Source organism: Gorillibacterium timonense, from assembly GCF_001457415.1.
In the GTDB taxonomy this organism is placed as follows: Bacteria; Bacillota; Bacilli; order Paenibacillales; family NBRC-103111; genus Gorillibacterium; species Gorillibacterium timonense.
In genome coordinates this window covers 637,904-660,428 of the sequence record NZ_LN881724.1, presented here as the reverse complement: position 1 = coordinate 660,428, position 22,525 = coordinate 637,904, and the positions used below count along the sequence as shown (strand labels likewise).

Annotated in this window: 12 protein-coding genes; 5 read left to right on the top strand and 7 right to left on the bottom strand. The window is 54.3% G+C overall.

Features of this window, described 5'->3' with window-relative positions; translation table 11 throughout:
* Nucleotides 1-69: 69 nt before the first annotated feature.
* Nucleotides 70-1,332, top strand: a complete 1,263-nt coding sequence (locus BN2684_RS15615; RefSeq protein WP_058303084.1) for an ABC transporter permease — start codon at nt 70-72, stop codon at nt 1,330-1,332.
* Between the two features lie 89 nt (nt 1,333-1,421).
* Here the strand turns inward: BN2684_RS15615 and BN2684_RS15610 are convergent, their stop codons facing one another.
* A complete protein-coding gene (locus BN2684_RS15610; protein WP_058303083.1) occupies nt 1,422-1,916 on the bottom strand; it encodes a pyridoxamine 5'-phosphate oxidase family protein in 495 nt (164 codons plus the stop codon).
* 887 nt (nt 1,917-2,803) lie between these two features.
* Between BN2684_RS15610 and BN2684_RS15605 the strand changes: the two genes are divergently transcribed.
* Nucleotides 2,804-8,197: a S8 family serine peptidase gene (locus BN2684_RS15605; protein ID WP_234340250.1), complete on the top strand. Its 5,394-nt coding sequence runs from the start codon at nt 2,804-2,806 to the stop codon at nt 8,195-8,197.
* A gap of 147 nt (nt 8,198-8,344) precedes the next feature.
* On the opposite strand, the gene BN2684_RS15600 is transcribed toward BN2684_RS15605, so the two are convergent.
* The 4 genes from BN2684_RS15600 to ileS all read right to left on the bottom strand — a co-directional run bounded on the left by BN2684_RS15600 (nt 8,345) and on the right by ileS (nt 13,344).
* Nucleotides 8,345-8,881, bottom strand: a complete 537-nt coding sequence (locus tag BN2684_RS15600) for a hypothetical protein (protein ID WP_058303082.1) — start codon at nt 8,879-8,881, stop codon at nt 8,345-8,347.
* A gap of 89 nt (nt 8,882-8,970) precedes the next feature.
* On the bottom strand, nt 8,971-9,411 hold the full coding sequence (locus tag BN2684_RS15595; protein ID WP_058303081.1) for a hypothetical protein: 441 nt from the start codon (nt 9,409-9,411) through the stop codon (nt 8,971-8,973).
* 63 nt (nt 9,412-9,474) lie between these two features.
* Nucleotides 9,475-9,993 (bottom strand): DUF4275 family protein, encoded by a 519-nt coding sequence (locus BN2684_RS15590; protein ID WP_058303080.1) that lies wholly within the window; start codon nt 9,991-9,993, stop codon nt 9,475-9,477.
* Between the two features lie 258 nt (nt 9,994-10,251).
* Nucleotides 10,252-13,344, bottom strand: coding sequence for an isoleucine--tRNA ligase (ileS, locus tag BN2684_RS15585; protein WP_058303079.1), 3,093 nt, complete (start codon nt 13,342-13,344; stop codon nt 10,252-10,254).
* Between the two features lie 697 nt (nt 13,345-14,041).
* On the opposite strand from ileS, the gene BN2684_RS15580 reads away from it, so the two are divergent.
* Both BN2684_RS15580 and BN2684_RS15575 read left to right on the top strand, forming a co-directional pair.
* On the top strand, nt 14,042-14,521 hold the full coding sequence (locus BN2684_RS15580; protein ID WP_058303078.1) for a DUF6530 family protein: 480 nt from the start codon (nt 14,042-14,044) through the stop codon (nt 14,519-14,521).
* Between the two features lie 3 nt (nt 14,522-14,524).
* Nucleotides 14,525-14,911: a GIY-YIG nuclease family protein gene (locus tag BN2684_RS15575; protein WP_058303077.1), complete on the top strand. Its 387-nt coding sequence runs from the start codon at nt 14,525-14,527 to the stop codon at nt 14,909-14,911.
* 65 nt (nt 14,912-14,976) lie between these two features.
* On the opposite strand, the gene BN2684_RS15570 is transcribed toward BN2684_RS15575, so the two are convergent.
* Nucleotides 14,977-15,342, bottom strand: coding sequence for a DUF1304 domain-containing protein (locus BN2684_RS15570; RefSeq protein WP_058303076.1), 366 nt, complete (start codon nt 15,340-15,342; stop codon nt 14,977-14,979).
* 327 nt (nt 15,343-15,669) lie between these two features.
* Nucleotides 15,670-20,847 carry an alpha-amylase family glycosyl hydrolase gene (locus tag BN2684_RS15565; protein ID WP_234340320.1) on the bottom strand — a complete coding sequence of 1,726 codons (5,178 nt, stop codon included), beginning with the start codon at nt 20,845-20,847 and terminating at the stop codon, nt 15,670-15,672.
* A gap of 609 nt (nt 20,848-21,456) precedes the next feature.
* Between BN2684_RS15565 and hemH the strand changes: the two genes are divergently transcribed.
* On the top strand, nt 21,457-22,515 hold the full coding sequence (hemH, locus tag BN2684_RS15555) for a ferrochelatase (RefSeq protein ID WP_058303073.1): 1,059 nt from the start codon (nt 21,457-21,459) through the stop codon (nt 22,513-22,515).
* The last annotated feature ends 10 nt before the right edge of the window (nt 22,516-22,525 follow it).

Genomic DNA, 22,525 nt, shown 5'->3' with positions numbered 1-22,525 from the left:
ACAGCGGATAGCTTGTATCATCCGTGACCAATCCGAAGTTAACTCTCTCGGAGAAAAGGAGGCTCACTTATGAGTACCTTAACCCGCTTTGAACTTCGCAAGCTGATGCGACGCAAATCCGTCCTGTTCGGCCTGCTCGCGATGCTGTTGTTCGCCTTGTACGGCTCCGTGGTAGACGCCCTTCAGGATGGACCTTCGTACGATAGCCACGGGGAAGTGAACGGAATGGCGACCATTTCCCTGGAGAAGAGGTATGCCCAAGCCTTCGCAGGCCCGCTTACACCGAAGGTGTTTGAAGATGCGCTCAAGGGCTATCGTGCCATTCGTGATGATCCTGCCAATCTGGGTGTTTATCGTTCCGATATCGGGAAGAGGGTGCTTACAAATGAAGCCTACTATAAGGTCTATCCGTATCATTTTGTACTCGACTTCCTTCGCGACGTTTATTCTCCCATCGATCAATATGATTACTACATCGTCGACAGCCTTTCACCAAACGATCTAAATGACTTCTATGAAAAGCGGATGGAGCAGGTTCAGGCTTACCTCAACATGGATTACTCCTACGGCAATTATTCCGCAGCGGACAAAACGTATTATGAGAACATGAACGCGAAGATAAGCACCCCCTTCCGGGTAGACTACACCGGAGGCTGGCAGACTCTACTTAGGAATTCGTCCTTCATCTTCTTGATCGCCACCTTTGTGATCTGTGTCTACACCGCGCCTGTATTTGCCTCCGAGTACCAGACCGGCGCCGCAGCCATCGTGCTCTCGACGAGACATGGACGAGGCAAAGTCATTCGCGCCAAGCTGATGGCGGCTTTCGCCTTCGCAACCGGGATGTTCCTGTTCGGATGGCTTTCTTTTACAACATCCGTATTTGCCGTATACGGAGCTTCGGGGTGGAATGCCTCTCTGCAAACGGTAGGCTTACGTTACTTGCTCTCCCCCTTTCCGCTTACCGCCTTGGAGACGTACCTGTGGCTGTCCCTGCTCGGCTATCTGGGCAGTCTTATGATGACCGGAGTGACGCTCTTGTTCTCCTCACGGATGAAATCGCCCTTCCCGGTTATCGTCTGCACCATTATTCTCTTGTTCGGACCGATGTTCATCTCCGAAAGCAAGACGAGTCGGCTCTTCAATCATCTACTCGCTCTCCTTCCCGGAAAACAAGTGGGAAACATCGATGCCTTCCGGAGTTATGAGCTCTATCACCTCTTCGGATGGCAAATTCCGCAGCCGTACATGATCGGAGCCGTCGCCTTCTTGATTGCACTCCTCGTCATTCCTTTCGCATATCGGGGCTTTCGCAACCATCAGGTTGTCTAACGCAATAACGGCAACGGCCTTCCAGAGAGTTTCTCTGAAAGGCCGTTTTTTGCGAATAGCAGAGCGTGTATGCAAACATGCTCCAGGTCTTACCCCAACTCAATCGTCTCATTCAAGCCCGAATCCTTCTCTCCGTTGCCGGTGATTTTCTGGAAGAGGCGCTTCACCATCTTGGTCATGCTGCCGGTCTCCCAGTACTCGGCCGTTTCCGCCTTCACCTTGATCAGGATCAGGTTGGGATCGTCGCTCGACGTCTCCAGGAATTTCTCATACGCGGCATTCCAATATTCCCGGATCTTGGCGGGGCTTTGGATGAGCTCTGCCGTACCCCGGACTGACAGGTACGATTTGCCGACGAACGCAACGTTCACATGGGGATTACTCACGAGGTCTTCGTATTTCCCCGTGTCCTTCTTGGTGAGAAACCACAAGTCCCCGTCAAACTCCACTTCCTGCGTCTTCATGGGACGGGATACCAACCCTTCGTCCGTCACCGTCGTGAGCATGGCGATGTCGATACCTTTCATGAGATCTCGAACCGTCTCGACGGCTTCCTGATGGGTATCTGCCGTATGCGTTGCCATGATGCATCCCCTCTCTTCGCTTGAATGAATCACCTTTCGGCTAGAGCGTGTTTGCAAACCCATGAAAGGATCGATTAGCAGGTGAGAAGCGCCGGAAGATTAACCATATGCGGCTATCGTCAGGGGAAACCACTCAACGGATTCGACCAAAAATCAGGTTTGCATACATGCTCTTATTGGTAGAATACCCAATTGCTGCGGAAGACAACCACCATTCTGCGGGAGAGAAGCCGGGCTCATTCTTTCCGCTTACCGAGAATGGTCCTCCAGGAGGGCGTAGCACAACGAGACAGAATCGGTAGATTTTGGATAACAAAGAGTCGACAGATATTGTTCCAGATACAAGCGGATGCCGCTGGAGATAATCGGGCCGCAAAAGCATGACAGGTCTTTCGGTCCAAGCCTTGGGGTCCAGGAACAAACACAAATTTCGAATGTCCATGTCTGATCAAAGGAAGAAATTTCTTACATTTTCTGATTGAGAGGGTTTTCAATGTCGGCATGAGGCGAGAACGGAGAGAAACACGATTTAGAAAATCACTTTTAACCGTTTAAATCCAGTAATTGGGTTCTATACCCATTCCTGTATTTTCGTGTTATAAACGATCATAGAGCGGTTATCAGCCAGACTGCGAGCAACGGTAGAGAGACTTTGACGAAAGGAGGATCAAAGGCGCGGAAGCCGGACGAAAGGCGCCTCGCCTATCGAAACGGTTTGCTCTCTGGCGAGACTTGCCGCATCCTGCGCGGCTGACGAGATGCGAGAAGAACCGCATTCCGGTATCTCGTCGAACGAAATCAGAAGCTCGATTGTCGCCTCTTCCGGTGACAGCAGGTCGAGCTTAGTTGAATGGTATCATAAATCCTAGTATAGGGAGTGGTTTAGTTTGAGTATTGGCAATGGAAGAAAACGATCTCTTCTGATTGGAGCCAAACTGCTGCTGTCGCTCACCCTCGCGGTTCCGGCCCTCGCCTCACCTGCTGGCTCTGTCGGGGACAAGCTAGTGCTTGGCTCTCAGGAGCTTCAATCGGCTCAGACCGCGCCGGATGCCAAAATATCCACGAAGCTGTCCAAGGAGTTTGAAAGTTCGGACTATGTCTCCTATCTGGTCAAGATGACGGATCAGGTGAACACGACAGAAGTTTCTCGCCAAGCCTTGCAAAAGTCCACCTTGCTCAAAGCCACTCCATCTGCCGCCAAGCTATCGGCGCGCAACGCCGTGGTCAGCGCCCTTCGGCAGGTAACCGCCGAAACACAAGGATCGGTAGAAAAGCTTCTGGAGAAGGAGAAGCAGAACGGCAACGTCAAAAGCTTCCAAAGCTTCTTTATCGTCAATGCCTTGTCGGTCACGAGCACGAGAGCCGTCATGGAGGAAATCGCTAAACTGCCGGAGGTTGCCAAGATTCTTCCGGATGAAGAACACTTTTTGGATAAGGGAGTCGTAACGACCTCCCCATCCGAAGCACCGGCTACTGCTCCGTTGGAGAAGGAGGAAGTGGCTACGGAAGCAACAAGCGGTGCTGCTTTGGCCGCCGACCCCAATGTGGAGTGGAACATCGCGGCGATCGGAGTTCCCGCCGTATGGGACAAGGGGATCGACGGCACGGGGATCGTGGTCGCGAATCTTGACAGCGGCGTCGATTATACGCACCCTGCCCTGTACAGCAAATGGCGCGCCGTCAACGCGAACGGCGAAGTCGTGAACCCCGAGCTAAGCTGGTACGATGCTCACAGCGGTGCACGGCTTCCCGCGGACGAAGACGGCCACGGGACCCATACGATGGGGACGATGGTCGGCTCGGAGGCGAACGGTACCAACAAGATCGGCGTAGCACCAGGAGCCAAGTGGATCGCCGTACGGATCTTCAACCCGAGTACGACCGACAGCGTCATTCTCGCCGGAGCCCAATGGATTCTTGCTCCGGTGGATGCCCAGGGCAATCTTCATCCCGAGCTCGCTCCAGACGTCGTCAACAACTCCTGGGGCGGCGGTGCCGGGCTGGATGAATGGTTCCGTCCTTCGGTACAAGCCTGGCGAGCAGCGGGTATCTTCCCCGAGTTTTCTGCCGGCAACGTGAAGCTGACGAATCCAGGCGGACCGGGGTCGGTTGCCAATCCGGCAAACTATCCGGAATCCTTCGCCACCGGCGCCACCAACATCAACGGCCAGATCGCAGACTTTTCCCTGCGCGGTCCATCTCCTTACGGGGAGATCAAGCCGGAGGTTTCGGCACCTGGCGTAAACATCCGCTCTTCCGTACCCGGCGGGTATGAAGGCGGCTGGAACGGCACCTCGATGGCCGGTCCGCATGTGACGGCTCTCGCCGCCCTGCTGCTGCAGGCCAATCATTCCCTCACCGTCGACCAATTGGAGGAAATTATCACCCAAACCGCCGACCCCAGGACAGACTCCCAATATCCTACCACGCCGAATAACGGGTACGGTTACGGGATCATCAATGCCTTAGCCGCCGTTAATGAGGTGCTGGTCGGAAGCGGTACCGTTTCCGGGAAGGTGGTAACCGGCGGCGACGACCTGGAAGAACCGGTCATCGAACATACCCCCGTTACTTCGGCCTTTAGCGGCCTCGACATCACCATCAGCGCGCGTGTTCGCGATGATGTCAGCATCACGGCTGTCGAAGTCCAGGCTCGCAAGAAAGGCGACTCGCTGTTCACGAGCATTCCCGCCGCCCGAGTGTCGGGCGATTATCGCGACGGCGTGTACGAGGCGGTCATTCCCGGACAGCTTGCTGCAAAGCCGGGACTTGAATATCGCATTCGCGTAAACGACTACGGCAACAACGGCTACGATTCCCCGCTCTATCCGGTGCAGATTTCGGACGGCGTCGTTCCAGGGTATTTCGAGGATTTCGAAGCGAGCGCGTATGGCTTCTCTACTGGAGGAACAGGCCCAGCATGGCAATGGGGCAACCCCGTCAGCGGACCGGGAGCCGCTTATTCCGGACAAAACGTGGTGGCCACCAACCTTACCGGCACCTACGCAGCCAGCTCCAACGTCTTCCTTCTCTCCCCTCCCATTGACCTCAGCAGCAGCCCGCGAGGCGCATTCGTCACCTTCAAGCACTGGTATGACATCGAAACCAACTATGACGAAGGCACCGTATACCTGGTAAAAGCAGGTGAGGAAGATGCGCTGCCTCTTGCCTCGTTCACCGGAGCCAGCGGCGGCTGGAAGACTCAAAATATCGACCTCACCGCCTACGCCGGCGAACGGGTATGGCTCGCCTTCAATCTGACGAGCGACAACACCGTTAATAAGGCCGGCTGGTACATCGACGACTTCCGGGTGGAAGCACCGGATGAAGTACTGCCCGGAGCTCCGATCAACCTTACTGCAGTCGCCGATACGGTTGGTCATGTTCAATTGAACTGGGCGCCGCCTGCCGATGAAGACGTGAAGCAATTCGTCGTCTATCGTGCTCAGGAAGCAGGAGACTTTGCTCCGATTACCACGACAACTGCTACTTCCTATACCGACACGGTAACGGCTGGCGTCTATGGTTCACCGAATGACGTGCTCTACACGTACAAGGTAGCGGCACAAGACTTCTCCGGCAATACCGGACCGGCCTCCGATCCGGCCAGCGTTACCGTTCATTTTGCCACCGTCCTCTATTCGGATCATTTCGATGGTACGACGGACAACGGATGGACGCACAGCGGCGTGAAGGATGAATGGGAACGCGGAATACCGAGTGGAACCGGCGGCCCTGCTTCCGCTGCATCGCTCCCGAATGTCTGGGCAACCGACCTGGATTCCACTTATGAGAATAGCGCGGACTACTCCTTGTACAGTCCCGTCATCGACTTGACCGGACAACCGCATGCCGCCTTGAACTTCTCGCATTGGTATGAAATCGAAACCCGCTATGACGCCGGAACCGTGGAAGCCTCCAAGGATGGCGGCGCCACATGGACCGAGCTGCTCCGCTTCAGCAGCAGCACCGACGGCAAGAAGTGGTCTTCGGTCGTATACGACCTGAGTGCTTATGTAGGCGGACCTGTTCAATTCCGCTTCCACCTGAAGACGGACACCAGCGTCAACAAGGCCGGTTGGTACATCGATGACTTCCGCATTACGGAAGACACGGCTCCGACCTCCGTCCCCACCGCTTCTCGTGTGGAGCTTGCGGACGGAAAGGTGAAGAACGACTCTTATCTGCCTGAGCTCCAATCGAAGACCAGCCTCCTGTCGAGCGCTGCTGCCCATGGAGACATTGAGCTGGAGAGCCTGCCGGTTGGCGCCACCGTGACCGTTCTGGAGACCGGACGCTCGGTCAAGGCCGACCCGGCTACCGGACGCTACTCGCTGCGCCATGCCGCCGGTACGTACACGCTGAAGGCGGAAACCTACGGATACCGAGCCCAAACCAAGACGGTTACGATCGCTCAAGGGGCGGAAGCCAAAGTCAACTTCAGCCTGGAGCCGATCCCGCATGGAATCCTGCAAGGAGCCGTCACCGATCAACGGACGGGAGCCCCCATAGCGGGAGCGAAAGTAAGCGTGCTGGAGGACGCTGCCATCACACCGGCAACGACCGATGCAAACGGCCGATACTCGCTCGACGTGCTGGAAGGTACGTACACGCTGTCGGTGATCGCCGACGAGTATCACAGCATCACCAAGTCGGTTACCGTCACGGCAGCCGGTTTGGAGCAGAACATCGCGCTGAAGCCGTTTGTCGGCTACTCGGCGAACATTGCTTATGATGACGGAACCGCGGAAAATGCCCGCGCCTTCAATGCGGCGAACAACGGCTGGGCCGTCCGGTTCACCCCGGAATCGGCTTCTGCTCAAGTAACCGGCGCCTCCTTCCGCTTCTGGAATACGCAATTCCCGTCACCGGGCGGAACCGCCTTCCAGTATGCGGTTTATGATGCAAGCGGAACGGGCGGAGCTCCGGGACGCAAGCTCGCCGGTCCTTTTGCCGGAACGGCTCTGCGGAACGATCAATGGACGAATGTGGTGTTCCCCTCCGCCGTTTCGGTGACCGGAGACTTCTACATCGTCTACATCCAGCCGCAAGTGGGAACCCTCTCCCCGGGCCTTGCTACGGACGAGAGCAGCCCGAATGCGGGTCGCAGCTGGCAGGTGGTCAGCGGGGTTTGGACGAAGTCGCCTGCTGACGAAGGAAACTACATGATCCGAGCAGCCGTACGGTACGATGCCGGTGTTCCCGTGCTTCTCGCACCGGAAGGCGGGACCATCACCAGCCAACCGGCTGTGACTGTGAACGGCACCTCGCCTGCCAATGGAGGCGAGATTCGGATCTACAACGGTACTGCCTTGGCCGCCACAACCACGGTTCAGAACGGCGGCTTCCAAGCCCAAGTGCAGCTTGGGGAAGGCGACAATTCGCTCACCGCTGAAGTCGTGGTGAACGGCGCCGTCTCGGACCGCAGCCTCCCGCTTGTCTACACGCTTGATTCTACGGCGCCGGTATTGGATGTCACCTCGCCGACGGATCGTCTCGTGACCAACACCGAAGTCATTCGCGTAGATGGCACTGCCCAGGATCTTCATCTGAAAGAAGTGAAGATCAACGGCAAAGCCGCTGCTCTGACAAACGGAGCCTTTGCGGAACGTCTCCTCGTCAGCGAGGGAGAAAACCGCATCACGGTGGAAGCCATCGACCTGGCTGGCAATGTGACCACCATTATTCGCACGGTGACCGTTCATACGGTGCCACCGGTTATCACCGGCGTCCTGCCGGCTGCTGATGTGCGCCTTGCACCCGGCGGCAGCGTGAAGATTGCGTTTGACAGCAACCCGGGACTCACGGCTTCCTTCACGATCAGCTTGCCCGCTTCTCCGACTACCTTCGTTGCTACGGAAACGGCTTTGAAGGAGACGGCTCCCGGCCATTATGAAGGAACGTTCACGGCTCCCGCCTCGCTGCGGCTCTCCGGCGGCATCATCACCGTAACCGCCCGCGATGCCGCAGGCAACCTAGCAACCGCTCAAGCGGCAGGCAAGCTGTACGTGGAAGAACCGGCTGCGAAACCGCCGGTTGCCGTCATCGTGGCTCCGACCAAGGCCAGCCTGGATTTGGCCATTCCGTATAGCGCGGCGAACTCCACCGCTCCGGCAGGAAAAATCGTCAAATACGAATGGAACTTTGGCGACGGCAGCACCGCCAGCACCGCCGAGGTGAAGCATAAGTTCCCGAAACCGGGAACCTATACGGTCACCTTGACAGTAACGGACAACACGGGAGCCACCGCGAAAGTCACCAAGAACATTACCATCGTCTAAGGTTCAAACTCCAAGCCAAAGAGCCTTCCGCCTTAGCACCATCAGGATGGAAGGTTCTTTTTCTTTGACCACCCATCTGATGGAGCCGCATAAGCGGAATGGGGGACTACCTAATCAAATTCGGCGAACGTGGTGTCCATCACGAAATCAAATGGGTCCACTGTCATGGACAGACTCGATCGTTGTGAAGATTCGGGTGTAAACGTCCCTGATATTCGCCTCATTCTCGATGTCGTTGTATAACCCAAACCCCCAGCCTTGGTATTTCACACCCGATTGGTAGTATCCTACGGCATATTCCATTGAAAGATCGGGAACATCCTCGTAAGCGAGATCCTCATTTACAAAGGGTATGTAGGTTTTATGCGTATCGATATAGAAAAAAGGAATCCCCGCATGCTGATAGACCTTTGCATATTGCGGACCGGCCGCTTCACGAAAGTGATCCTTCATGATAAAGACCGCATCAAGGCCTGAGGAAGGGGCAAGCTCTTCCATTTGATCCAAGCTCATTTTCTTAAAATGAATGTTAGGCTCCCTAACGAGGGGAGGATCTCCAACCACACCAATGAATAAGCTATTCCCATTGTACAAGGCGGTATCGACCGACTCCGGCTTGGATTCGATTTTACACACGATCAGAATCAGACAAAGAACAAGAAGAAGCGTTGAGAGCTTTTTCATCGCTCCAGGTCTCCCCTCTTTCAATCATTCGGATCCCTAGGATTACTCCATCAACCGTTGCTCTGAGAACTCTTCCATCTATCGATTTATTAATAAAACAGCAATTCTTCGATTTCTCTTAACTCCAAGATCTCGCTGCGATCCTCGATGTTGAGATAGCCCCTTTTCTCATGCGAAACTGTCACTAACCATTCAGATTGATTCTTATAAAAGCACAGATCCTCCAGCAAGTCGGGCTGCAGCCAATCATACAATCCGGTTGTCCGGCTCAGAAGAATATCCTTCACCATCTCGGTACATGGGAGATAATACACATCCGCGAAATGACCAAACAAAGCCGTTCCAGGCCAACTCTCTTGCTTCCTAATTATCCTCGTATAAGGTCTCAATTGGGTAATGAGGTCTTGACCGCTCTCGTTTAATGGAAGCTGATCTCTCTTCACCAAAATAAGCTCATCGCAAATCTTAAACGCTAAGGAGATCAAAGATCGATAGGCCTCACCGACAGGTTCCTCTAGGATTTGGATCATTGGAGACTTACTCCCTCTACTTTTGAGTCTACGGCTCAGGCTGTTAGAGCGACAGGAATGCACTTAGATAGTGGAGTTCTCTTTTCTTTTGAAGAAATAGGGACCGAGGTCGGATTCATGAGTATGGACATACGTCCACGTGAGGTTCATATCAAACAGATAAATATCCTGTTCCGAATCAAAATCGGAGGCGAGGACCTTCCCAGCATTTTCATAGCGAAATACACTAGGGGATCTCTGAACCATCCCATACAGTTCGTCCTTCGGCATCGCATTGAAAGCCGCTCTCGCTTCTTCTTCTTTTAAACAATCTTGTTTCTCATAACTGAACATATGCCACTTAAATTCATCATAATGAATCGATTCTTTTGTTTCTTCACTGATGTTTTCGGCAAAAGCGCGATCCCATGTGTCAATAAGATCCTGTGCCTCTTCAAAAAGCTCCGAGACGACAACCCCTTTTTCGCGCAGGTTTTTCTTAAACAAATATTTCATTTCGATAAACTCCAATACAAACACGACGTTATCCAATTCCTCTTCCGGCAATCGGTCTAAAAGCTGATGAATTTTATCTCGAACCATCCAAACCTCCACCAGATAATTAGTATTTTATTCCATAAAATAGAAGGACACCCAGCCCCGTTATTCTACGTTGACTGAATGCCCTGTTCTACTCTAGTATTCGGAATGTTTTATCAATTATATAATAGTTTGCCTTAAGTTGGCAAAATGCAAATTTATCGAATACACCCCACCGCATAAATAGGAAAGCTCCAGCCGAATCCTCAGGCTGGAGCTTTCCGTTATTCGCAGCGTCCCGTTTGGGTCCGTATGGCTCTCTTACTCCTCCACTCGCATCCCAATGGTCTTGTCGCCGAGAGAAGCGCGTTCCATGTCCGGCTCGGAGGCGAAGCGGACGCCTGCTAGCAGAACGTTCTCTTGCAGGACGTTATCGAAGCGGGTGAGCGCCGCTTGCAGCTCGGCATCGGCATCCAGCACGAGGCGAATGCGTTTCTCGATCGGCAGCTCCAGCTTCTTGCGGTAGTCCTGAACAGCGCGGACCACCTCGCGAACGAGACCTTCCTGCACGAGCGCCTCGGTCAGTTCCGTGTTCAAAGCAACCGTCATGCGGTAGCCGCTAGCTGAGGCAAAGCCCGGCTTCGCCTGCTTCTCGACGAGCAGCTCATCCAGGATAATGTGTTGCGGCTCGCCGTCCAGCGTGAGATCGAGGAATCCGTTATCGACGATCTCCTTGGCAGCCGGAGCGGACAGCCCCTTCAGGTGCTGCTGGATCGGACCGACGAATTTACCATACTTCTTGCCGGCGACCTTCAGGTTCAGCTTCAGAGTGAAGTTGACGAAGCCTCCGTCGCCTTCCGCGATGCGGATGTCCTTGACGTTGACCTCGTCGCGGATGATGTCGGCGAAGCGGTCCAAATGGAACTCCCGGTCGAGATCGAGGGAGAGAATCAATTCGGAGAGCGGCTGACGGGTCTTCAATCCCGTTTCGTTGCGGATGTTGCGGGCCAGCTCGACAATCTGGCGAGCGGCTTCCATGTCATTTTCCAGATCAAGGTCAATGGCAGCGGCATTCACTGCCGGATAATCCGCGAGGTGGACGCTGCCTTCCCCGCCCAGATTGCCGTACAAGTCTTCGGCCAAAAGCGGCATGTACGGAGCGATCATCAAGGCGAGCGTGCGAAGCACCTCGGTCAGCGTTTGATAAGCTGCGACCTTGTCCTCCGTCCACTCTCCGCCCCAGAAGCGGTCGCGTGAACGGCGGATGTACCAGTTGCTCAGCTCATCGACGAACGTCTCGATGGAGCGTGCCGGGTTCAGGAAGTCGTAGCCGCCGAGCCCCTTCTTCACCTGCTCAAGCGTCGTGTTCAGGCGGGACAGAATCCAGCGGTCGAGCGGATTTTTTACTTCAACACGGGCATGATCCTCCGGTTGATAGTTGTCGATGCTGGCATAGAGCGCGAGGAACGCATGGGTGTTATGAATCGTATCGACGACCTTGGACTTGGCCTCTGCCACGATCTGCTTGGAGAACCGTTTGCTGTTCCAGGGTGCGCTATCCGAGAGGAGCGCCCAGCGGAACGCATCCGTTCCGAATTCCTCGATGATCTCCCAAGGGTCGATGACGTTGCCCTTGCTCTTGGACATCTTCTGCCCGTTCTCGTCCAGCACGTGTCCGGTGGAGATAACGGCTTTATACGGAGCTTTACCGGTGGTCAGCGTGGACACGGCCAGCAGGCTAAAGAACCAGCCGCGCGTCTGGTCGATCCCTTCGCAAATCAGATCGGCCGGATACTGCTCCTCAAAGAGCTTCTTGTCGCCGAACGGATAGTGGTACTGAGCAAACGGCATCGAGCCGCTGTCGAACCAGACGTCGATGACCTCCGATGTCCGCTCCATGATGCCGCCGCAGGAGCAGCGGACTTTAACCGCGTCTACATAAGGCTTGTGTAGTTCCAGCTCGCCCTCGATGGGATCGATGGCTCGATCCTGAAGCTCTTGGCGGCTTCCCGGAGAATATTCCGCTCTGCAATCGCGGCATACCCAGACGTTGAGCGGCGTTCCCCAATAACGATTGCGGCTGATGTTCCAGTCAACCAGCTCCTCCAGGAACTTGCCGAAACGGCCGTCGCGAAGATGCGGCGGGTACCAAGCGATGTCCCGGTTGTTCGCGATCAACTGCTCCTGAACAGCGGTCGTCTTGATGAACCAGCTCTCCATCGCATAGTAGAGCAGCGGAGATTTGCAGCGCCAGCAGAACGGATAGCTGTGCTCATAGCGTTCTTTGCTGAAGAGAAGGCCGCGCTCTACCAAGTTTTTGACGATATCGACATCGCAATCCTTGACGAACCGTCCTGCAAATGCCGTCACCTTGTCGGTGTAGCGGCCTGCCAGATCGACCACGTTGACGAAGTCGATTCCATGCTGGCGAGTCGTCTTGTAGTCATCTTCGCCGTGCGCCGGAGCGGTGTGCACGATCCCGGTACCGCTCGTGTCGCTGACATAGTCCGCATCGACGACGATGTGACCCTTGTTGGTTACCTGAATGTAATCGAAGGGCGGTGTGTACGGAGTACCGACGAATTCGGCGCCCTTGTGCACAGACAGTACTTCATAATCTTCCTTCAATACTTTTTCCACCAGGCTGCGGGCTAGAATGTACACTTCGCCATCTTTGCGCGCCTTCACGTATTCGATGTCCTTATTCACTGCAAGGGCGATATTCGCCGGAAGCGTCCAAGGGGTCGTCGTCCAAGCGAGGAAATACGCATCTTCGTTCTTGCTCTTGAATTTGACGGTCGCGCTCAGATCCTTGACATCTTCATAGCCTTGAGCCACTTCATGGGAGCTGAGGGTCGTTTGGCAGTCCGGACAATACGGGCTGACGCGGTGCCCCTTGTACAGAAGCCCCTTCCCGTGGATGTCGGACAAGAGATGCCAGACCGATTCAATATAGGGATTCTCCAGCGTGACATAGGGATGGTCCAGGTCCGTCCAGTAAGCGATAGCTTCGGTGAGGTCCCGCCACTGCTTTTCATATTCAAACACGCTGCCCTTGCATTTCTTGATGAATTCCTCGACTCCGTACTTTTCGATCTCGGCTTTGCCGGAGATGCCGAGCTCCTTCTGCACCCCAAGCTCAACCGGAAGCCCATGGGTATCCCAGCCCGCTTTCCGGATGACCCGATACCCCTCCATCGTCTTGTAGCGGCCGACAAAATCCTTGATGACGCGGCCGAGCACATGCCCGATATGCGGCTTGCCATTTGCCGTAGGCGGTCCTTCGTAGAAGACGAAGTTCGGCTTGCCCTCGCGGTTCTTGATCGAGGCTGCGAACGTGTCCTCCTTGCGCCATTTCTCTAGGATGCGCTCCTCGCGCGCCCGGGCTTTTTCTTTGACGTCTACCTTTTGCACGGTTATCCCTTCCCTTTCTATGCGTCCTAAACGATACCCCATACGGTTCCCAGCGGAACATGCTGCTGCCAAATCCAAACATGCTGTTATGACGATCTTCAACAGCCCCTGTATGCAAAAAAGCCCCGCCCCCAAAGGGACGGGACTGATTTCCCGCGCTACCACCCTAATTCCGCTTCTGCATTTCGCCTGCTGCGACGAACGCCGAAAACGGCTCCTTAACGCGCACCCGCAAACGGCACGCGCCCCTTATAACGGCGGGGAACCGGGTCAGCTTACTGGATTTCGGCTTACCTTCTCGGAGAGGATCATCAACCGGGCTTGAACGTTGGCTTGCAGCGCGAGGGCCAACTCTCTGGAGATGCAAGGAACCGGTGACGGTAGTCTCGTCAAGGAAGTTGCTGTTGGATTGAACTGTTACCTTTCGTTGTACAATATCAGGCGGCAAAAGTCAACCGCAGGCGGAGCATTCCGCTCATGTGGAACTCGGGGGACAAGTCAAAGCTTGAGAGCAAAGCTTGGGAACGACAAAACAAAAGCTTGGGAACATTGACTCCTGTTGGTGGATTCTGTATACTCCATTTGAAAGTACTAATTTAGTAATTTAGTAATTCACTAATTTGCTAGTCTTTCGGATTGTTGATACTCATTATCCATACCGCTTCTTCCCCATCTAGATCATGAAAGGACGATCCTCGTGAGCATTCCCACAACCTTAAAGCATAAGCCCGTCATCGTGTCCGACAATTATGAGCAGGTGGATGGCCGTTACGCCGGTCAAACTGATGCCAAAGGACTTTCGCTCGGTCTGGCACAATGGAACGACCGCGGCAAACTCGACATATCCGCCAAAGTGTGGCGGTATACCGGTGAGAAGTGGTCGCGTCAGTCCGAGGAGCTTCCGCTCCATCGTGTGCTTGACCTGGCGATCTTGGTAGCCAGAAGCCTTGAGCATTTTCGCGAAGCCTATCAATATGAACAGCTTTATGACCCCGAGCAGCCGGTTATCGACCGCGTCGGCCTTCAAGGAGACGCGATGACGATCGCGGTATGCACCGACAACGAAAAAATCAACGAGGACATCAAGCTGTTCAAGCAAGCGCTCAGTCAGGACGATGAAATAATCGGAGAGCGTCTGCAAACCTTGTCCAACATTTTGAAGGAGATGGGGTATTAATTCATGGCCCTTGATAAACAGCAAAAGAAAGAGCTGGCCGATGCCTACAAAACCTCATTCCGACGGATGGGGATTTATCAAATCCGCAATGAGCAGAACGGCAAGATCCTTATCCGTTCCTCCATGGATCTGGAAGGCACGCGCAACCGCTTTGACTTTATGAAACAGATGAACTCCCCCATGTTCGCCGAGTTTAGAGCCGATTGGGTGAACTTCGGCAGCGGCAGCTTTGTCTTCGAGGAATTGGATGTGATCAAACCACAAGAAGAACAGCCCGGAGCTCCAGACGAGCAAAAGAAATACAAGGACGAGCTCGACACGCTGCAGGAAATGTGGATCGAAAAGCTGCAGCCCTATGCCGAAAAAGGGTATCACAAACGAAAGCCATAAAACACAAAAAGAAGGGACCCCGTAGAGGTAAAGGTCTCTTCTTTCGATTCTGCCACTTCCCGTATTTAGGCGATCGCGAGCACAGCCAACAAAGCGAGAAAAGCTGGAAGGCCTTGCATCAAGAGGATCGATTTTTTCGCAGTGAACCCGCCGTAAATCGCCGCGATGGATACGCAGATGAGGAAGAACAGTTGAATTTGATGGCCAAATGCCGCGTTCCCGTGTACCAAGCCCCAGATCAAACCGGCTGCCAAAAAGCCGTTGTAAAGCCCTTGATTAGCGCCAAGAGCGCGAGTCTCCTGAGCAAATTGCGGCGTTGTGCCGAAGACCCGCTGGCCTCTTGCGGACGTCCATAAAAACATTTCCAGAATCAAAATGTACACATGCTCAATCGCTACGATCGCCACGAGCAGGTTTCTTACGATCTCCATGGGGTAACCCTCTTTTCCATATGATCATTTCCAAGTTTATTCTTGATTATTATATTGTATGCAATTTAATATAATTCAATTAACCATCCATGTCAATCTCATGGAATCATAGGCATTAGTCGCAAAGGGATCGTTATCCCTGTAGAGTCGAAAAGGAACTCCGGGCAAGTTCAGCTGGAGGAAATGATTGTACAACAGCAAACAGGCTGCCGACAAAATCGGCAGCCTGTTCGGCTCCCTTGCGAGAACGACATCAAAAAAATCGTACACGTTCATCTAGGACTTCATTTATACGATGTACACGTCCCTGGCTGAAGCTTGAAGACCTTACATCCCCGCCTTCTCCATAAGCAGCACCAGCACCTTGGCGATCTGCTCGCGGGTAGCGGCGGCAGACGGATGGAAACGGCCTTGCCTGTCTCCTTCCATCAAGCCGAGCGCCTGTGCGGTGCGGATCGCATCGACTGCATACGCGGAAGCTTGCGCGAGATCAGCGAAGTCCGACTTAGCAGCTGCGCTTGGACTCCCCTTCGATCCGGCCGCATAATCATAAGCCCGGACCAGGAGCACAGCAAGCTGCTCGCGTGTGATGGCTTCATTCGGGCGGAAGCTTCCGTCTTCGTAACCCGTCAAGAGGCCCGCTTGCTTCAACTGAGCGGCATATCCGCCGTAATAAGCAGTTGCTGGGATATCTGCAAAGGTACCCGCCGAACCGGCTTTGCCGGATTCGGCAAAGCCGAGCGCACGGCCGAGGAAAGCGGCGAAATCCGCTCGCGTAATCGTTCCCTGCGGGGTAAACGTGCCTTCTCCCGTTCCGTTTGCAAGGTGCTTCGCGGCCAAAATCTCAATATATGCCTTCGCCCAGCCATCCGGCACGTCCGAGAAGGTCTTGTTGTACTGCAGGATCAAGAAGTCGCCCAGAGCTGCGGTCTTGAAGCTGAAGCTGCCGTTCGATAGCGCGCCTCCCAGATATAGTGGTTTCTCCACATTGCCGATCTCGTAGGCTCCCGCCTTGGCCGGTTGAGTCAGAAGTGCCAGTTCAGCACTGTTGAGCGTCCGTTTCCATTCGACCTTGTCCCGGAACGCGTTTATCTTTCCGCTGCCGGTTGTTAGTGTCAGGTGGAAGATTGTTCCCGAAGGCTTGTAGCCGGGATCAGCCGCTAGAAGCTTCGCAGCGGCCGCTGCCGTTTCGGAGGACGATGCCGTACCCAGGCTCAAGGTGAACCGGTCGGACGGCGACAATTCGTCCATTGGCCAAGCACCGCCTGGGATCGTAACGACGAGGTCCCCTGCGATGATCCGGATGGAAACTTGTCGAGCCGCTTCCGACGATAAAGCGGAAGCCGGAAGGATCAGATTCACCCGTTCTCCTGCCGCTAATCCAGATACGGCAAGCTCAACGGTCCGCTCTGTGGTACCGGCTGCAAGGGCGATAGCTGCCTTTAAATCGGTGGCGGTAACTTCCGCTTGCTTGGCTCTATTCCCTGTGGAGATTGGAACCAGATTGAGATGAGTGGAGGTAACAGTTGGCCATATTGTCCCGGAACCATTGTTGTTTCCGTTATGGTTTCCATTGCCGTTGTCTTTCTCTGCCAGCAAAATCACGGTTCCACCGGTTAATGCGGAGGGCAGCTTAACCGTCACTTGACCCTTGTCGTCAGAGGTATAGATCGTTCCGCTGAACGAGTCCTTCCATCGTCCTGCCTCACCGACCGGGATGGTAACCATCTGCTCGGATTCCTTGATGTTCAGGGCGACATAAGCCGTTTGCCCTTGATAGCTTCTCGCGAACACATCATAACCTTCGGCATCCGAACCGGCGACCTGCGTGCGCGTTCCTTTGGAGAAGAGCAAGGAGTTCGCTTTGCGGATGTTGAGCAGCTTCTTATAATGCTCGTGAATGAAGCTGTACTTCGGATCGTTCAGACGACTCCAGTCGAAATCGTAGCGATTCTCGCTGAACAACCCCTGGCTCATGTCGATGGCATTCATACCGGAATGTCCGATCTCTTCTCCGTAGTAAATGACAGGCTGGCCCTTCGCGGTGATCTGCAAGGCGGCAGCCAACATCTGCTTCGCTTGTGCGGAACGCAACGTTGCTTCATCCAGCGTTCCATTTTTGAATTTCACCCTGTCGGCGTCACTCAAGAGTTTGATCAGGAAGTCGTCCTCATCATGACTGCTGAGGAACTGTCCCATCGTCGCCGTATTGTCCAGCTTCTCGTTGCGGGCGGCGAGTTCTTTCTCCACGCTGGCGATCTTGCCGGATACAAATTCGCTGGCAATGCCCTTGAACCGGAAATCCAACTCCGAGTCCATCGTACCGGTCTTCAGGTAGCCTCCGTCATTGTCGATGCTTGCTCCGAAATTTTCCCCGATCAGTTTGAAAGCGGGAGCGATCTCGGTAAGCCGGTTTTTGAAGGCCATCCAGGTCGTTGTATCCACATGCTTCACCGTATCCACACGGAAATAATCAATCGTGTTGCCGAGCTCCGTACGCGTCTTCGCGATCCAGTCCGTCTGCCATTCGATGATCTTCGCCCGAACCGCCGGGTCCTCCGTGCGCAGATCGGGCAAGCCCGCCAGATTATTGCGAACGACGCCATCCTCGTTCTTCGAACGCAGCATTCCGTCAAATACGCTTCGTTCGGCGTCCGTCGGATAGTTCTGGATTCCCTTCGTATCCGGGGTGTCCATGCCATAGCCGGTATGATTCAGCACTACGTCGACCATGATCTTGATGCCGCGGCTGTGAGCGGCGTCGAGCAGGTTCTGGAAGTCGCGGATTTCACCGAAATGCTCCTCCGTCTTCGTGAAATCCTTGGCCCAATACCCGTGGTAGGCATACTGCGTCCCGCCGAAGTCAGTCCCTTTGTTGAAATCGATATTGTCCACAATTGGAGAAATCCAGATGGTGTTGATGCCGAGATCGGCCAAGTAATCGAGCTTGTCGGTGATCCCCTGCCAATCTCCACCATGATAGGACTCGAGATGGGTCTTATCGGAATTCTCTCCGTTCGGATCGTCATTCGCCTGAGTTCCATTAAAGAACCGGTCGGTCAGCAGGAAGTAGATGCGCGCTTCATCCCAGTCGAAATCGTTCGCGTCTACCTGCTGGCGAGTCTTTACCATCACGCTCGTCTGGAAGCGGTGCTTGTTGCCGAAGCGATCGGTCAGTGTGAGCGGGATTGCTTTCACTCCGGCGGTCACCGAATCCTTCACCGCGATCGTCAGCGCGAGAAGTTCCGGGTCAATCGCCGTATCGGCTTTGCCGCCCAAGAAACTGAGGTCCGCCGAGAGGCTCTTGACGTCAGCGGCGTTCCCCTCGATCGCCAAAGTCATCACTGCGTTCTCGTTGGAGCTGATCTCACCCGGCGCGACCGACGCACTTAGCCCAAATGTGGGAAGTGCATATTCGATCACCGAGCGGCCGTCTACTGTGTTCATCGGGTCGTTCAACTCGGTTGTCACGCCGTCCCTGGTTACTAAATACGTATAAGGATGCAGTCCCGGAGTAAGAGGATCCAGCGTGTAGCGGAAAATCTCATCTTCGACGGAGTAGGTCATCGGGTACTCTTTGCCATCGATCTTGAGTACCACTCCGCTGATCTGGCTCATTTCATCTTCCGCAAACAGCTCGGAATCCCGGTAATAGAACGTCGCAGCTCCATCGGCCAAGAGCGGCGCGGACATAGGCGGATAGGTACGAATCGCTCCTTGGCCTGCCGTCACGGTCACCTTGGTTACCGCACTCTTTCCCGTCACAATCTCCCGGTCATAGTCCTGGTCAATGATCCGCCAATCGGTTCCTTTGCGCACTTTAAAGCCGATTTTGGCGGTTGATTTGCTGATGGGAATGATGGCGACCGCTTCCGTATCGGATACCTTGGTGAGATTCACTTGTCCGTCTGAGTCGCCGGAACTCCATACCCACAGGTTCCAGCCTTCGAAATCGCCGTCTGGCTTTGTATACGTAAACTTGATATAGCGGTCCGGCTTGATCGAACCCGGCTTGGTGTAGAACACCCCTTCTTTGCCTTGGATGATCCAGACTTCCGCTTCATGCCCGCTGCGGACTTCGACTTGGCGTGTAGAATCTTGAGCTGACCAGTCGTTCCCTTCCACAGACAAGCGCGGAATCACATTCAGCTTCGTATCAGGGAATATGTAGGTCCCCGTTGCATAGCCGTCTTCATCCACTCCTTTGAACGTATAGCCCTTGCCTTCCTTTCCTTCCGGGTACAGCCACAGATTCCAATCACCTGCTTTGCCGTCGGTGCGATAGTAATGGATGGTATACCGATTCATCGAAGTGACGACGTTGATCGTCCGCTCCAACCGGTAACCGCCATACTCAGCGACAACAACAGCCGATTTGGCAGCCGCATCAGCCGCTACCGTCAGTTGGTTCCCTGCCAACGCGATGCCATCTACCGCCTCCTTCAAGCTCCAAACCGGGGCCGCTTCTGTCTTCTCTCCGGTGGGAGACAGCAGGGATGCCTTCAACTCCAGAGTGCTACCCGCCGCCACATCGGTTCCCGCTTCATAGAGCAAGCCAGGGACAATGGCTAGTGAGTTGCCTCCAGTCATCTTGGGATTGAGCGGGTCCGTGAAATCGCCGGACCAGCTGCCGAGGGTCGGGATGAATTTGTATTCATAAGTACCGGGGTCCAGCTTCAGATTCAAGCGGAATTGTCCGTCTATTTTGATAAAAGGAATCGCCGTCTTCTCATTCCAGCCGTTCATTTGGCCTACAAGATACAGAGTGTCGCCCGTATGGCTGGCGTTGGCAAACGAGATGCTGCCATCCGCTTCGAGCTTCGGACTCACAAGCGCGGAGGCCGCCACTTGAACGGTTCGGTTTAGACTCCAAGTACCGTGGGTAGCGGTGATTTGGTAGTCGCCAACTGCCGCATCCGCTGCCACCACCAGCTTGCCGTCCGCTAGGGCAACCCCTTGGCCCGCAGGCGCTACGGTCAGATCCACCGACTCCGTCTTGCCAAGCTCACCGGTATAATAAACCGCGTCGAGCACCGTCTCCGACCCTCGAGCGATGTTGGTCGGCTGCTTGAAGGAGATTCCCGGAACCGATAGCCCCGGATTTCCGTTTTTCCGGACTGGATTGAGCGGGTCCGCCTTCCAGTCGCTGTCGTTCGCCACCAAGCCGTATTCATACCATCCGGCCGGAATCTTCTTGGTCAACGACCAGACATCTCCGCTACCCTTCTCCAACGGCAGCAGAGTTCCCCAGCTGTCGCCGGTAAACTCACCTTTTACAATAACCTTGCTCTCCGATCCATTCCCTTGATAGAAAAAGCTGATCTCTGCGCCGTCCGCATAAGGCGTACCAATCTGCGGGCTCGTGATCGCTGCTGCATCTGCTTTGGCTGTTGCTGAATAAGTGGGCAGCAAGCTGACCAGAAGGGCGAACACAAGCAGCCAGACCATCGGCCGGGCCGCTTTGCGTGAGGCTTTACGGGGGTTATTGCGAGGGATGTTGTGCATATCCGTCAAGCTCATTCAACTCCTTTGTCACGGTATAAGATGTAAGCGTTTGCTTTTTCGGATAACCATCAACCTGATTCCTTTCAATCATGCTGAGAAACCGGTCGTTTAGCCTCCTTTCCCAAGAAAATCAATGGCAAACGTTTGTTCAGAAGACACAACTTCACAAATATGCGAATTAACGGATAAACGCGCCAAAGAAAGCGCTTTATCAATGATTCAAGCATACTGGAATATATAAACAAGTCAAATCGTTTGCACAATGGAATGCCAGATTATTACCATTCAATTTCTTCCTAACTCGCTAAATCATTCAAATCCTCTCTATTTCAGAGACACATCCATTTGCACAACATAATGACGATTGCGCATTTGCATGAGGGTTATATGCAATAATGTGCAAATCTTGACTTGTTCCGACAAGTGGAAGCGCCTCTCCTCTCCCCTAAGCGATTTGATCCTGTATCCTTCATTGACACCGATCAAACCGAAGGGGTACGATAGAGCCATTGTCTGCAGCTTGCTGTCCCTAACTAGGGAAATGCCAGCTGCCCATGAGTTCGGCTGCTTCAACCTATTCCACCAACGCCAATGAACGGGGGATCTTTGATGATTTCGCAGCAAATCGGTGTTGTACTGGCTCAGATCGGGACTCCGGAGGTCCCTCACGCCCGTGCGGTCCGGCCTTATCTGCAAAGGTTTCTTTCCGACCGGAGGGTGATCGATTACCCTTCCTATCTCTGGAAGCCCCTGCTTCATACCGTTATTCTGCGCGTGCGCCCGAAACGCTCCGCCTCCCTCTACAAGGAGATCTGGACCGAAGACGGCTCTCCTCTTCTTGTCATCTCTGAGAATCAGAAGAAGGGCTTACAGGAACGGCTCGGTGAAGGCTACCGGGTAGAGCTCGGGCTCGCCTACAGCAAGACGGATATAGCGGAAGCGGTGCAAAAGCTCGAAGAAGCCGGCATACGCCGCATCGTCGTCCTGCCCCTCTTCCCGCAATATTCCTCCACGACGACTGCCGTTATGTATGACAGAGCCTGCTTTGCCGCATTGGGGCGAACGAAAGCGGACGGTCCCGCTCCCAAGCGGTTTGTTCCCGAGCTGCGGCTTATCGGCAGCTATCACAACCGGTATGGCTATATCCGTGCCATGCGAGATTTAATGAACGAAGAACTCGAACGGCTTGCCGAAAAGCCGGATAAATACCTCTTCACCTTCCATGGTATACCGAGACGCTACGTAGAGTCGGGGGATCCCTATCCGCAGGAATGCGAGGAAACAGCTCGGCTCCTCGCGAGCGAGCTGGGTCTGGAATCGCACGAGTGGATCGTTACCTATCAATCCCGCTTTGGACCAGAGAAATGGCTCGGCCCTTCCACCGCCGATACGTTAGCGCGATTGGCTTCAGAGGGTGTCCACCGGCCTTTCGTCTTCTCTCCGGGACTCGTTACCGACTGCCTGGAGACGCTTCATGAGCTTGGGATTGACGCCCGCAAGGACTTTACCGATCATGGGGGCGCACCGGACGGCTTCACCCTCAGTCCTTGTCTGAATGACAGGGCGGACTGGCTCGACTTTCTCGCCGATCTCGTCCGTGTTCATTCGCTCGGATGGGAGGAGCATGAAGAATTTCCCTATGGCCTGACCCGTATCTTGCACGAATAATACAGGAGCT